The organism is Paenibacillus sp. GXUN7292, assembly GCF_050864975.1.
Taxonomy (GTDB): Bacteria; Bacillota; Bacilli; order Paenibacillales; family Paenibacillaceae; genus Pristimantibacillus.
On sequence record NZ_JBOZWO010000015.1, the window covers coordinates 20579 to 34835 of the forward strand.

The 14257-nt window shown below is 43.9% G+C and carries 9 protein-coding genes and 1 tRNA gene; 3 read left to right on the top strand and 7 right to left on the bottom strand.

Annotation, left to right across the window (positions count from 1 at the left end; all coding sequences use genetic code 11):
- Positions 1 to 59: 59 nt before the first annotated feature.
- The 3 genes from ACRRU2_RS13920 to ACRRU2_RS13930 all read right to left on the bottom strand — a co-directional run bounded on the left by ACRRU2_RS13920 (position 60) and on the right by ACRRU2_RS13930 (position 9367).
- A complete protein-coding gene (locus ACRRU2_RS13920) occupies positions 60 to 7406 on the bottom strand; it encodes a DUF7594 domain-containing protein (RefSeq protein WP_432502481.1) in 7347 nt (2448 codons plus the stop codon).
- Between the two features lie 24 nt (positions 7407 to 7430).
- Positions 7431 to 8480, bottom strand: coding sequence for a hypothetical protein (locus ACRRU2_RS13925; protein WP_432502483.1), 1050 nt, complete (start codon positions 8478 to 8480; stop codon positions 7431 to 7433).
- Between the two features lie 371 nt (positions 8481 to 8851).
- Complete coding sequence (locus ACRRU2_RS13930) at positions 8852 to 9367, bottom strand: VOC family protein (protein ID WP_432502485.1); 516 nt, start codon at positions 9365 to 9367, stop codon at positions 8852 to 8854.
- 155 nt (positions 9368 to 9522) lie between these two features.
- On the opposite strand from ACRRU2_RS13930, the gene ACRRU2_RS13935 reads away from it, so the two are divergent.
- The gene (locus tag ACRRU2_RS13935) at positions 9523 to 10341 is read left to right on the top strand and encodes a helix-turn-helix domain-containing protein (RefSeq protein ID WP_432502487.1); all 819 of its coding nucleotides are present in this window, start codon (positions 9523 to 9525) and stop codon (positions 10339 to 10341) included.
- Positions 10342 to 10757: 416 nt separating this feature from the next.
- Positions 10758 to 11444 carry a transcriptional regulator gene (locus ACRRU2_RS13940; protein WP_432502489.1) on the top strand — a complete coding sequence of 229 codons (687 nt, stop codon included), beginning with the start codon at positions 10758 to 10760 and terminating at the stop codon, positions 11442 to 11444.
- A 241-nt stretch (positions 11445 to 11685) separates the two neighbouring features.
- On the opposite strand, the gene ACRRU2_RS13945 is transcribed toward ACRRU2_RS13940, so the two are convergent.
- Both ACRRU2_RS13945 and nrdR read right to left on the bottom strand, forming a co-directional pair.
- Positions 11686 to 11761: transfer RNA gene (locus ACRRU2_RS13945), tRNA-Ala, on the bottom strand.
- A gap of 269 nt (positions 11762 to 12030) precedes the next feature.
- A complete protein-coding gene (nrdR, locus tag ACRRU2_RS13950) occupies positions 12031 to 12501 on the bottom strand; it encodes a transcriptional regulator NrdR (protein ID WP_331698525.1) in 471 nt (156 codons plus the stop codon).
- A 275-nt stretch (positions 12502 to 12776) separates the two neighbouring features.
- Here nrdR and ACRRU2_RS13955 point away from each other — a divergent pair, with 275 nt between their 5' ends.
- On the top strand, positions 12777 to 12989 hold the full coding sequence (locus ACRRU2_RS13955; RefSeq protein ID WP_432502491.1) for a small, acid-soluble spore protein, alpha/beta type: 213 nt from the start codon (positions 12777 to 12779) through the stop codon (positions 12987 to 12989).
- 100 nt (positions 12990 to 13089) lie between these two features.
- Here ACRRU2_RS13955 and ACRRU2_RS13960 read toward each other — a convergent pair whose 3' ends face one another.
- Together ACRRU2_RS13960 and coaE are read right to left on the bottom strand one after the other, a co-directional pair.
- Positions 13090 to 13656: a lytic transglycosylase domain-containing protein gene (locus tag ACRRU2_RS13960; RefSeq protein ID WP_432502493.1), complete on the bottom strand. Its 567-nt coding sequence runs from the start codon at positions 13654 to 13656 to the stop codon at positions 13090 to 13092.
- Complete coding sequence (gene coaE / locus ACRRU2_RS13965; RefSeq protein ID WP_432502495.1) at positions 13653 to 14249, bottom strand: dephospho-CoA kinase; 597 nt, start codon at positions 14247 to 14249, stop codon at positions 13653 to 13655. Before coaE ends, ACRRU2_RS13960 begins: the two co-directional genes overlap by 4 nt.
- Positions 14250 to 14257: the final 8 nt, after the last annotated feature.

Below are 14257 nucleotides of genomic sequence, written 5' to 3' on the forward strand. Positions count from 1 at the left end.
TATGCTGCTGCATCTGCGTTGTGCTTGTCTTTTTTTACTTATATACGATTACTACTCGCCTATAGCCCAAGCGCTCGTACGATAATTACGGCAACTTCAGCACGAGTTGCAATGCTTGCCGGAGCAAATTTGTTTTGACTCTTACCTTGGATGATATCTTGTTTGCGAAGTGCTTCTATTTCTCCTCTAGCCCATGCAGGAATGGCAGCATCATCTGCAAATTCCGTATGGTCCACGGTTGTTGCACTTGCACCCAACGCTCTAGCAAGCATTACGGCCATTTCAGCCCTGCTAATTTGTTGGTTTGGCCGGAAGCTGCCATCCGTATAACCTGTAATAATTCCACGCTCAAATCCTTGAGCGACCGCTTGCATCGCCCAATCACCGATTACATCCGTGTCAGTGAAGGAGACTCCGGCAACCTCTTGATTCCACTTGAACGCCTTAGCCAGCATCACCATAAATTCTGCACGGGTAATTGCTGCGTCTGGCCTGAACGTGTTATTCGGGTACCCGTTAACAATATTCAGAGACGCTACAAGGTTAATTGCTTCTTCAGCCCAATGTTTCTCGACATCAATAAATGATTTAGGCTGCCCGTTCGGCTCACCGTTTTCTTCCTGATTGCCTTCCGATCCATCTTCATTGCCTTCTTCTCCATCTTCTTTTCCATCATCCTTGCCGCCAGAACCCGGCTGCTCGGTCGGCGGGTAGATGATACCGCCACCCGTACCGCTTGAAGGTGTTGTCGTAACTGTAATACTAGGACCTCCAGTGCTCCAGTTCCCCGCTTCGTCTGCCGCTTCGACGGTAAACGTATACGCTGTGCCTGCCTTTAGGCCATTAATATTCACCTGGTTTACGTGACCTGCAACTTCCTTGCTGCCGCCTTTCCAAGTTACTTTGTATTTCGTAACGCCAATGTTATCTTCGGCAAGTGTCCAGGTCAGGGTTAAGCTTGTTTGTGTAACATTTGTAAATGCCATCAGACTATCTTCCGGCCAGCTTGGTTCAGTATTGTCTGGAGACGGATCAGGAATCGCAGCTGCAAGGAATGCATCCAGCGCCTCCTGCAAGCTGTTGACCGCATCATCAACATCCTGCTGAGTTGCTGCCGGATTATGGGCTACTTCTTGTGCCGCTGTAATTGCTTCGCTGAATGCTTCGATCGCTTCAGCCGGATATTGCCCAGGCAGATCGCCAGAATCTGCTTCTTCCAAAGTCTTGCCAAGCTGATAAATCATACGATTTAATTCGGTGAAGTCTGCTGCAGGCTCCTCCAGTTCAATGACTAGCTGAGGATGATTGTCAAGATCCTCTTTGGAAGAGAATGACATATCACCTTTACTTGCCGCCGCTCCCTCATTAATGAGAAGGAAAGAAGCGACCCGGTTAATCCCAAGATTGCGGACATAATCTGTTACATCAATTTCATACCATGCCCCTTTACTACCATTGGTTACAGTAAAACTGCCAATAGAGGTTTGACCTGCTGGAGCATTATTCCATGTAATCATATTTTCAGACCAGTCTGTGTTAGTTCCATATACGGAAATTGTACGAGCCGGATCTGTATTTACGGCTTTGACATTCAGTCTGAGGATTGCCGATTTCACATTCTTGCCCTTTGTACCAGTGTAATCAAACTTAACATACGCTTTGCGTGTATAACCCGGTGTATCGCTTTTAATATGCAGAGACGGATCTGAACCGAAATTACTATTGGCGCTTGATCCGTTAGTCACGTAAGCATCATCTGTCAAGTAGGAGGTTAACTCCGGCCCTTCCGGTAATTCCGGCAATTCTGCATTTGGATCAACTTTTAGCACAACCTTGAAGCTTCCGCCTAGCGCTCCTTGTGTATTCACACGGAGCTCAACGTATGGATCAAGGCTTAATACTTCAATCGCCGGATCTTTCTCAACGATCTCCAGCGCAGTACGAGCAATATCAAGACGAATGGTTCTCTGATTATGCGAAGGATCGGCAACAGATACCGTCAACTGATTGTTTTGCTCCTTCACCATGACAGAAGCAGGGTTATGCGCCCGCACCATATTAAGAGTTCCAGCCGACCAGAAGTTAATGCCTGTCATCCCCAGCTTGTTCTCATGAACCGCTTGTATAGTCGGTGTATTGCTCAATACCTCAATATCAGGATTCAAGTTGTATGCTTCTGTTTGCGCAACATTCTTACCTGGCAGCAATACATATTGATATTCGGCATCGGTCGGAGTTTGACCATGCTCGAACGCCATACTGACGTAGTTCCTAGTTACTGGAGGATACTCGGCAACAAGATGTCCGCTATTAATATCTCTCCATGAGCCTGTTCTTGCTTCGCGCTTTGCATAAATGCCCGCTGGTTCAATAAAATAATATCCAATGTCCGAGCCTTCCGTGTTGCCCTTCAAATGTGCCCAAGTGACATTTTGAAGGCGAGAATCCCAATTCGGGTTAGCAGACTGCTGTTCTCCGTTGATCGTTAAAGCATTGTTGCCGGCTTCATTGACCATGCGGTTTTCGACAATCGTTTCTACTTGCCCTTGAGCAATCGATTTGTTAATTCCCGCACCAAGTGCAACAATCTCATCATCGAACAAGAACCAGGACTTCTTGCCGTTCAAATCACTTCCGGTTACTTTGGACATAGAGAACTGCATTCCGATGGAACTGTAGAGATCGTCCATGGAGGAGCCGCCAACCCAGGAATATGAATTCGGGTATGCTGTCCATTCCCCTGGAGTCTTATCTTTGCCTGAACCATCTGTTGTTGTTCCAGCCAAGCGGAAGCTGTCTACTGTTGGCCAGTAATCGTTACGATACTGCAAAATATCGTCGTTATACAGGTAAGTCATACCTGTACCTGTCCACCAGCCTCTCAGATTTTCATTGTTGCCTTTAGAAAAAGCGGAAATACGGTTAGAAAACATGCTGATTCCAAACGCATAGTCCTGTCTGAATTGTACAACGCGATCCATGCCGCCGAAGACGTAGTTACGCTCAAGGTCGCCGCGACGCTCGATGGAATCCTCTTCAAGCAATTTTTTATACAAGGCCAGCTCATATAGAAGTGTACCTGTCTCATGATCCAGTGTTGTGTCAGATAGAATCCATTCCTTCACCATACCCTTAATATATTCCGCTTTATCCGCCATCTCGTCATTAGCCATTTCAGCCAGTCTCAAAGTCGGGAATAGAATATGCGTCAGCGAATCTTCTGCAGATTTTCTGGAAACCCCTCTACCCTTCACCATATCCATAACATTGCCTTTATAAATAATCGGCTGGAAGGCATTGAGAATCCAATCGTACACATTGTTAATGCGAGGGTCCTTAATCTCCCATTCCGAGCCATTCAGCAATTGGATAAAGTCAGCCGTTCTGGTCAGTGTCTCCGCACCATACCCTGCTGTGTAAGCCAGATCGGAGTGATACACCATAGAGCCGTCCTCGTAGAAACCATTGCCCTTCGTAACGTATTCGAAATCGGCCGGAATCGGACCAGTACCCAGCGTAATTTTGTCGGCACGCTTCTCAATCACACCGCGCAAAATAATAATAAACGCTTTGTCCATCATATTCGCACCCGTTTCTGCACGATTCAGCAGCGTGGAGAAATCGGGGCGAGAGTTAAATTTGTCAATTGTCTTCATATATTTCGCGATTTGCGCTTCAGTTAGATCACTATACATTAATACGACAACGTCATTCAGGTTACGTGGTGTACCGATTTCCCAATCCCACCAGTTGCCATAATGAGATTTATTTTCGTTATAGCGATTTGTATACATCCACTCCAGACCACCGATAATATCATCGCGCAGTTGTGCGTTTCGAAACAGAGTTGAGCCTTCTGTAGAATAAACGACTGCCATTTTCTTTAGATTGACATACGATGCGCTAATATGCGCAGAGCTAGATGTGCTCGCTAGATCGCTCCATAGATGCGTGCGATTGGCCGCCTTGTTCATCACGTCCCAAATCCCGGTATGATCTGCATTGGAAACTTCTTGCGTCAATCCTTCAATCGCATTCGCAAAATATGGATCTTGCGAATCCATCGCACCTTTGCCCGTTAACCGTTCATACCAGCCGATGCGAACCTTATCAAATTCTGATTGTTCAACTTCGGTTCCAACATATTCATGTGCGCCGATATCAGGCTGATTTTGATATAACGGTGTTCCAAACAAATCTGTATTGCCCGGATTATTAATAACTGTTCCGGCATCAATCGCCGGAGAACCCGGCTGTAATTTAAATTTCGCTAAGTTTTGGTCCCAAATTTCTTTGTCCCAAGTCGTCATGCGGACATCTGCCCCGCTCGGATTTGTCAGTTTGGGATCCGCCGTCATTAGGCTTGGATACGAAGCCGGGCTGCCTGGCAGACTGGCCACGCTGGAAGGGTAGAACAGATTGTGTGAAACGTTTGGCGCCGTGTGACCAGTCGTGATCCTTGAGTAGTTTTTGATCTCACCGTCAACCAGGATGAGATTGTTTTTAAAAATCATATTTTTGACATTGTTTTCGCCATTTTCATTAATTAAATAATTGGTTGTTACTCCTTTACCAACATAAATCGTGTTGTTGTAAATCGATGTACGGTCATTCATACAGAAGAAAATTTCTGTACCTTGTCCATCATTTTTACTAACGTTGTATCTAAAAATATTGCCGGCGCCGGCGCTAGTCATCGTTAGCAAAAACCCGCCGCGATTGTGATTACTGTAGTTGTATTGATAAATATTGTTCGTTGCGCCGATATCAAAGTCGAACGCTTCCCCGTCGTTGTACCCGTTAACACCGTCAGACACTTCGTTGTATTGAATAATGACTCCGTTTGTTTGATACAGCCAAAGACCCGCATAGTTACGGCTAGTTGTGTTATTGCTGTGTCTTCTTACAATATTATTTTCGATAACACTTCCAGCCGACACCTCAGACAACACAACTCCGTCACCGTAAATATCTTCAATCAGATTGTTACGGATGATGTTGTTAACGCCTTTAATATTTCCAGTGTCTCCGCCGTTGCGATGAACCTTTGTACGAATGCCTTCAATGGCTACGTTCTTAACATGCGAGTCTTCAACAGAAATATTGTTAAAGCCGGAAGGAATATCGGTTACGTTCCCTTTCTCATCGACAGTATCCCCTTTAAATAAAATACCGCCTGAGAATTTTGCTGCATCTGCACCAGAATTAACATTATGGACGTAAACATTTCTAATGTGAACGTCTTCAACAAAACCTGCTCCTCCAGCCACGACCATAATTCCTGCGCGAAGAGCGTAACGGTCGGTTGGACCTTCGTTCGTTACTTCCAGGTTGTTGATTTCCCAATAGGAAACGTTATAAAGATGTACTGCGCCTTCAGCAACGTTGTTGCCTGTATCCAGATGAGAAATACCATTACCGTTAATGATCGGCTTTTGCGTGCCTGAGCCGTATGCATCAACAACGATAGGCCGACCCGCTTCACCAGATCCATGAGGTCTGAATTGACCATTCCATACGGAACCGCGCTTGAACAAAATCATGCTGCCCGGTTGGAATTGTACAGCATTTACTTTATCAAGTGTTTTCCATGGTGTATGTTCGCTGAGACCGTCGTTGGAGTCGTCGCCTGCAACACTGTCAACATAATATGTGCCTGCCGCTGCCGGATTCAACCTTTTCACCGTATATGCTAGTTTAGTTACGTTACCCTCAGAATCTTTTGCAGTAATCGTAATTTGGTTTGCGCCAATTTGTAATGGAATATCGTACAAGTCGTTACCATTAGAGGTAACAGTGTGACCATTCACTTCTACCGTTAAGTCGATGGCGATGCTGCTGCTGACTGAAGAAGCATGAATAGCAGCTTGAATAAACTCATCAAAATATAGTCCTTGGTCTTCGATCCCCTCTACCGTCAATATCGGCGCAGGCAATCCTTTAGTCAAAATCAATCTTGCAGCACGATCCGGAAAGTTTTCTTTACTTGCCAGGAAAGCGCCCTTCTGGTCATGACCGTTTTCAATTTGAAGCACAAAGTTAAGTTTACTTACCGGTTCGCCCGAAGTAAGCCTTTGATTGATGTATGAAGTAATATCCAGGTTAATAAAGTTTTGATGCCCTACACTGCGATCATAGCTTGCATCGGCCACCTTATTGCCGTTGGCAGGGGCATTGCTCCATGTTAATGTAGTCTCGTTAAAGTCAGGTATCTCGTAAATATTAACAATTTCTAAAGTACGGTCTGAGCCCATCATTTCATGAGCAAACAATTGAATTTTAGCGTCTTTTACATAGCTTTCAGTATTGTTCGATAGATCAAATGACAAATAAACTTTACGTGTTGATGATCCTGTAGCAGGAGTTTTTAATTGCAGTCCGCCTTGAGTGCTTAGGTTATTGTAGTTGTTATTAGGAGATCTAATATCTGTAAACGTATCCGCAGTAACCGGATAAACTGCCGATTGCTCATATTCCACGTTATACAATATTGTCCTGGATAGATTTCCATCCTTGTCTGCAGCACTAATTTCTATAACGTTGTTGCCCGCCTGCAATGCAACCGTGTTGCTGCCAGCTGTTGCAAGTTGAGTTACACCATTGACTAGCAGGTGGATTGTTGGTTGCTCATCGGCATTGTCAACAGCTTCGATGTTAAACGTTAGCTCTCGATTTAATACCTTCATGCCATCAGTCAGTCCTGTAACCATAATCGACGGCGCAATTGTATCCACGTAATTGTCAGTGTAAATCATAAAGTATGGAGTATAATTGCCTCCAAGTGCATGCTGAGAGTAAAATATGATACCGCCTTGGTCATCTTTTTGTTCAGGATATAAAGCAATTGCAAACTCTTTCGCATCATTCGTTAGCGAATTCTTCAGGTCAGTCACATCAATTTCAACCCAAGAGCCCGTATGAACCTCCTTGAACGTTCCACTGCCAATTAATTGTGCACTATTCATCAAGCTGTTCGTATTATTCCATGTCCAGTTTTCTTCACTCACTGCAGGCTTATCGGTCTTAAATACTTGAATGGTATCTTTTTTCCCATTGCCTGTATGCTGGGCAAGATATAGTACAAGCTTAATACTTTTTACATCCTCCCAGTTTACTGACTCATTAATACCGAATTCCAAATGGCTTCTGCGTGAATAGCTCATATCGCCAGCCCATTTAGCCTCTATATTCTCTCTACTAATTGCTCCATTACTAGATGCTTGAGTTTTGTCCGCATGACTCCCGGCGCGAACAGTTCCACTGTACGTTGCATTCAGGCGAACTGTATCTGCAGCAGCCGTTTCTGGTTCAGCTGCAAACGCCTGCGGAGCAACAATCCCGGCAAAACCTTGCAAAACCATTGCAAGCATTAACGTGATCAATAATGATTTACGTAATTTGTTCAAACTTCCCCCACTCCTTCACATAATTTAATGCATTTCGAGACTGTTCCAACCTGTTTCTTTAATTGATACGTTAGCGCGTTTCGTCCCCTCCTTAATAAATTGCTCATATTGCTCCTCTAACAGAGCGTCCTCTATAAGTAAACTAACTTCGGAAAAATCGATCACATGGCCTTCATTCCGCTTCATACATATAAGTACATAATTCCGATTCCCCACTGGAATCCAATCGCTGATCTCGTTCAGTCCCAGCCGATAAGCTTCGTCCTTTAACATCACTTCCATCGATGACGAGTTTTCATCCTTACTTTCGTTTGCACCAAATTGCTTCTCCTGAATTTGAAGCGCATTCAATTGTTGGTACTTAGGCAATACTTGTTCCACAGTGATGCCATTCTGAAGCTCTTCAACCAGTTGCTGAACAATGGGCCGCTCCTCATCCGGCTCATTACTAATCCAGCTGATTTGCTTGACAAGCAGATCATCGGGCAAAGTAAATAGCTGCTCCTTATTTTCCGTATAAAATTCCATAAGCTCTTGCTCTGAAATGGCTTTAGCCTTCATCTTATATTGCTGCTTAACATCAAGCACAAGCCGTTGATGGAACAACATATATTCCTGAAATGGCTCTAAATTCGCAGCGCCATAACTACTTTTTTCCGCAACTTCCATTGCCGCTGCAACATCTGCTGTACTTGAGCCTTTAAGCAATCGGTAGTCGACAGCTAGCGCTTGCTCAATCTTTACCTTTAACAGCCGCTCAAGCGCTCTGAGCTTTGCAACCTCGATTGGCACTTCGTCTCCGTATGCTGCCTCCCAAAACTGATCCGTATATTCCGCACCATACTTTTGATAAAAGTAGCTCGCCGTTCCAGCTTTTTCATCTTGTAAAAACCACTGAAACTCTTCTTCTGGAATAGAAACATCGTCAATCTTTAGCAAGTCGAATTCTCGATCTATATTATCTCGGCCAGTCAGTTTGTTCATCGTATAATACAAGCCGATTCCAATGATCACAACTAACAGTATAATAATAATGCGATTTCGCATATTTCGTTCTAACCATCGTTTCCCCACGAGTAAAGCTCCTTTCCAGCGAATAAATCTGGTATCTTACGGAAGAACCTCCATATTCATATCATCTTTCCGGCACTATATTAGTTCAATCATAGTCTCAAAGCACTTTAAATATCGTGTGCTATTTTGATTGTTTCGTGCACTATTTTTACAATGTAAGTTTTGAGAGATTACAATAATGAACTTAAAATCCAATTGTTTCATGATGTTGTCATTAGGTGCTTAAAGTCATAAAAAAAGAGCCTTACGCGCACTTTGTTGTACGGTAAAGCTCTCTATCCAGATCTCGAAGCCGCATTTAGGGCATACCACAGACGCAATAGCAGCACAGTTGCTTCCGCTCTTGATGCCGGTTCGATGGGTCAAATCGGTTATAAACTCTTACTCCATTCGGCCACCCTGCGTTGGCTCTCTTCTTCCGATATATCCACAATGCGAGTCATAATCGACCATCTGATGCCAAATGGATCTAAAATACTGCAATATCGGTCTCCTGAAACAAAATCCGCAGGCTTTTCTCTCACAGTAGCGCCGTTGGCTACCGCCAAAGAAAAGGTCTGGTCAACGTCTTGAACATATATTCCTAATGAATAGCATGCATTCCCATCTCCTGGAGGTAAAACTAATCGGTAAGTAGAATTAGCGGCCCCTAATTGTAAATATCCATTACCAAAATCAATATCCGCGTGGATAATCATTGAGTTACCGTCTATACCTACATCCGTCACACTTTTTACTTTTGCCCCAAAAACGGTTTCATAGAAAGCTATCGCTCTAGCGGGATCCTTCACAACTATAAACGGCGTAATGGCACTGTACCCTATCGGTATCCCGTTTTTAGTATATTCCCCAGTTACACCCTCACTATGTTTTTTGTCGTTTGACATTGCCTTTCCTCCAATTCAAATATTTCATTTCAAACAGTCTTTTCTTGCAATTTATTTTGCGAAATGAGCTCGTTTCTGCTAGTCTCTATTATAGAATTTTCATTCTCGGAAGTATTGTAAAAAAGCGACATTAAACAAAGAGAAGGAGTACGAGTATGAAAAAAGCAGAGAATTCATCCTCGCGCGGTATATTGAAAGCTGATGCTGGAAAAAGCATGTATACGTTATCCCGTTATGAATCCGGAGCAGAGCTCAAACCGTTCATCGAGCATTACTGGAGCATTCGCTACGATTTGGACAAAGAAACATCATACAAGCAAACGGTTCTATCCTATCCGAATATCCACCTTGCTTTTGAACAAGATACCGAAGGTCGCCGTGCATTGCTGTATGGAGTTCCAAAAACTCCGTTTGTGCGTGAGCTTCGCGGATCCGGCAGAGTGCTTGGTATCAAATTTCGTGCAGGCGGCTTTTACCCGTTTTGGGGACAGGACATATCTTTACTTTATGGAGCGACGATCTCAGCGTCTGAAATATTTGGACCGAGTGCTCACAGCTGGCTAGATGACATTCTCGATGCAGACGATGATGCTGCAATGGCACGTCAGGCTGATATTCTTTTAGAAAATTGGCTGCCTGATCGTGATGCCCAGGCCGAGCTAGCTGCACACATAGTAGAGGAAATAATGAATAATAGCAGCATCATTAAGGTAGAGGAATTAAGTATGCATAGCGGGTTATCGATCAGGCAATTACAGCGACTTTTCCGCAAATATGTCGGTGTCACTCCAAAATGGGTAATCAAACGCTTTCGTCTGCAGGAAGCTGCGGAACGCCTTGAGCGAGAGGATGAAAGAATATGGCCGGACTTGGCAGTAGAACTCGGTTATTTCGATCAGGCCCATTTCATTAAAGACTTCAAAGCCGTCATCGGTCAGTCACCAGCAGCTTATAGGAAAGGTAAGAAAATATAACAGAGGTTTGTGCCTGCACCTAATGAATTCCGGGGATTGCCCCCAGGCAATCCACATAAAAGAAAAGCCACTTCGAATGAAGCGGTTTGAGTGTTTATAACCTCTCTTTACGAAATGAAGATCCGTAGTCAAGTTTTGAACAGTCAAAGACTCCTTCTCCTATTGCTCGCCATCACTATGCTCTCCAGTCGTGCTTGAAAAAGCGCATCGATTTAACTGTTCACGACACCATTATTGAATTCCTGATCCAAGCTGCTTTCGAAGCCTATTGAACAGAACAGACTTCAATGCTATACTTGAACCATCAGACATGAATTCACATGCCGCTTTGATACTTGAATGTATCGAAGCGGCTTTTCTATTTTTCAGGTGATAAGGAGGGGCAGCACATATTTAATCAAAAGTATGAGTCGTGGATGCAGAAGCAGATCGAGCAGGAAAAGAATCACAGAAGACGCGAGTTGTTGCAAAAAGGATTAAGCCACGGGACGGTGGAAATGTTGCGTTCTATTTGGTATCCAACCGTCGGTAACTTCGATTATTTATATCCCGAATGGGAGGTCCGTGATTTCAATAATGAATACAGGTATCTCGATTTGGCTTTTTTACCGGGAAATATGAAAGGAGATATTGAAATTCACGATTATCGGTCACATGCCCATGATTTGGACACACGAAGGTTTAAGGATCTGTGCCGCAGACAAAGTTTATTGTCTCTCGATGATTGGGTCTTCTTTCCGATTGCGTACTTGTCTATTCGTGATGAACCGGAATTTTGCAAGCAACTGATCTTATCGTTCATTGGAAAATTTCTGTCTTTCGAGGTGGATGCCCGGTTGAATTGTGTGGAAGCAGAAACGGTTCGATATGCACGCAGAGTGCTCAAGCCTTTTATGCCAAATGAACTCGCTGTACATCTTCGCGTTACAGATCGATATGCTCGAAGTATATTGCGTAGTCTGGTAGATACCAATCATTTAGTAGTTGCAGGAGGAAATATAAGATACCGGACTTATCAGTTGAATGTTGGGGAGAGTTTGCGAAACTTGGATGGGGCTAACGGAACTAAGAGGCGTTATACGGACCAAAATGGACGAGATTAAATTCTAACGGAACTCAAATGCGTTATTGATGCAAACTTCTTGTTTCTCACCACAATTTGCTCATATAGCGACGCTGAGTTCCGTTACATTTTATTTTGGCTCTTGTTTATAGAAATAAGGTCGTGCTGTTCCGTTATCGTGGAGGTTTTTGCATGCGGACTGAACCCTGGGTTCGCCCCCTTTAAGGGCTCCACCAAACACAAAAAAACACGCCGTTACTTGGCGTGTTGAATATTATGTTTGGTGGAGCCAAGGGGGATCGAACCCCTGACCTCTACACTGCCAGTGTAGCGCTCTCCCAGCTGAGCTATGGCCCCGTATGACCAAGTAATATCGTATCACATGGCAATTGATGGTGTCAACGACAAAATGACCCTGTTTAGAAAACAAGAAAAATAAATCAGAGTTCAGTTAGGACGCCAAGAGAGTTTTGGAGCCTCTCCCAGCCCAGACTAATCAGCGATTGCTCACACCTGCTGTAGTTACTAAGTCTGCCTCATGCTTTAAACAGCTGATGCTGCACCGCAACTGCAATGCGCATCGCTGTAAAGCATGAGGCAAGACTGTAATTAGCTCGACGCCTTCGCTATTCTTTTTTCTCTGGTGTGCCTGACAGCAGGCTGTTCAGTTCTTTCATAAACATATCGATATCTTTGAACTGACGGTATACAGACGCAAAGCGCACATAAGCGACCTCATCCAGCGGATAGAGCTGGCTCATTACGATAGCGCCGATCTCGCTGCTTTCAACCTCGGCATGGGCCGTCGTGCGAAGCTCCTTTTCTACCTCAGATACGATAACCTCAAGCTGTTCAACGGGAACCGGACGCTTCTCGCATGCGCGAATAAGCCCTCTTAAAATTTTATCCCGGCTGAACTCCTCTCGGCTGCCATCTTTTTTAATAACAATAAGTGGTGTTTCTTCAATCATTTCAAAGGTTGTGAATCTTCTGCTGCACTGCTCGCATTCGCGGCGACGGCGAATTGATTTGTTCTCGTTAGCTGGTCTAGAATCCAATACCTTTGTTCCTGAATAGTCGCAATAGGGACATTTCATTCGAATTTGCCGCCTCCAATCTATAATCTGAATTGCTTAATTAAAGTTCATGCTTATCAATAGTTGCCCACAATTTAATCGACAGCCTCATGTTATCCATTATCTAAAATGAATACTGCTGTATAAATCATATCAAACTATACGTATACATACTACTCTTATCCACATTTCCATCAATAAAAAAAATAAAAAAAACGTGATTTCCAACGATTACCTGAATGAACTTCGAAAATCCGCACATAATACATTTACCAACCGCAAGGAGGTGAACATAAATGAGCAATCGTAGCAGCAACCAATTGGTTGTACCTCAAGCAACTGCCGCTTTGGATCAAATGAAATACGAAGTAGCACAAGAGCTTGGTATCGCTATCCCTCAAGATGGCTACTATGGGAATATGACTACTAAAGACGCTGGATCGATCGGTGGATCGATTACCCGTCGTCTAGTACAAATGGCACAACAATCCCTATCAAGCCGTCAATAATTATTGAATATTATGCTCTATGAATAGAAGCCTTGAAGAGCTTGTCCTGAAGTGACAGTTCTTCAGGGCTTCTGCTTATTTTCAACGTTAAAAATGCATGCTACATATTAGGGTAAAGCTCCTTGTACTTATTATAATAATAATGAACTCTTTGTACATAGTGGCGTGTTTCGCCAAAAGGTATTTGCTTTACCGTCTCCAGATTGCCGTCCCAAACGCCGGAATTAAGCCATTTGCGCACGTTCCCGGGTCCAGCATTATAAGCAGCGACAGCAGCAATTTTATTGTTATCAAATTGCTCCACCAGCGAGCTCAAATACCAGGTGCCTACCTCAATACTAATATCTGCGCGATCTCGCAGCATATCTACACTAACATTGTCGAAGCCTGCTTTTTGAACAACCCATTCCGCCGTACTCGGCATAATTTGCATTAGCCCCAGCGCGCCTTTTCTGGATTCACGTCCTGTTTTGAAATTGGATTCCGAGCGAATAATCGCAGCTACAAGCTGAGGCTCGACATTATAATTGCTAGCACTTATCCGTATATCGTCCTTGAAATGAACAGGATAAATAATCGGCGCGAGTAAATCTGATTTTACAAATAGAACAGCACATATAATCAGCAGCACGATCAAATAAAATCTTTTGCGCACTCTAAGCTTCATAGGAAACCTTTTGCTTTTAAAAATTGTACCACTTGCTGCTCCGTCCGCTCTATTGAGCCGCTGTTATCAATAACCCAATCCGCTCTTTGACGCTTCTGCTCTATATCCATCTGCAGCGCTACTCTGCGTTCTGCTTCTTCCTTCTCCATTGCATTGCGCTCCATCAATCGTTGGATTTGCAAATCTTCTGGAACATACACAACCATTATCCCTTCATAAAGCTGCTCCTGCTTCGTTTCATATAGTAAAGGGATATCTGCTGCAATCAATGACTGCGGATATTGCTGAACCAATCTATGTAAGCTGCTTTGCATTTGTTCACGAATAGCTGGATGGGTAATAGCTTCAAGCTTTTTGAGCTGTGATTGGTCTTGAAATACGATTTGGCCTAAAGCGTCGCGATTGAGTGATCCATCCTTTTGAAGGATAGCTTGTCCGAAAGCGGAGGCAATTGCCTCCAATGCAGGTTTACCGGGCTCGACGATCTCTCTCGCTACTTGATCGGCATCAACTACATGCGCACCATGCTTAGCCAATAGACTTGCGACTGTGCTTTTACCGCTTGCAATGCCGCCAGTTAATCCGATAATCAATCCCATCA

Excerpts from the sequence above, each read along its gene's own strand:
- ACRRU2_RS13940 (WP_432502489.1), top strand. The coding sequence starts at position 10,758 with ATGCAGAAGCAGATCGAGCAGGAAAAGAATCACAGAAGACGCGAGTTG.
- ACRRU2_RS13960 (WP_432502493.1), bottom strand. The coding sequence starts at position 13,656 with ATGAAGCTTAGAGTGCGCAAAAGATTTTATTTGATCGTGCTGCTGATT.
- ACRRU2_RS13955 (WP_432502491.1), top strand. The coding sequence starts at position 12,777 with ATGAGCAATCGTAGCAGCAACCAATTGGTTGTACCTCAAGCAACTGCC.
- ACRRU2_RS13935 (WP_432502487.1), top strand. The coding sequence starts at position 9,523 with ATGAAAAAAGCAGAGAATTCATCCTCGCGCGGTATATTGAAAGCTGAT.
- ACRRU2_RS13930 (WP_432502485.1), bottom strand. The coding sequence starts at position 9,367 with ATGTCAAACGACAAAAAACATAGTGAGGGTGTAACTGGGGAATATACT.
- nrdR (WP_331698525.1), bottom strand. The coding sequence starts at position 12,501 with ATGAAATGTCCCTATTGCGACTATTCAGGAACAAAGGTATTGGATTCT.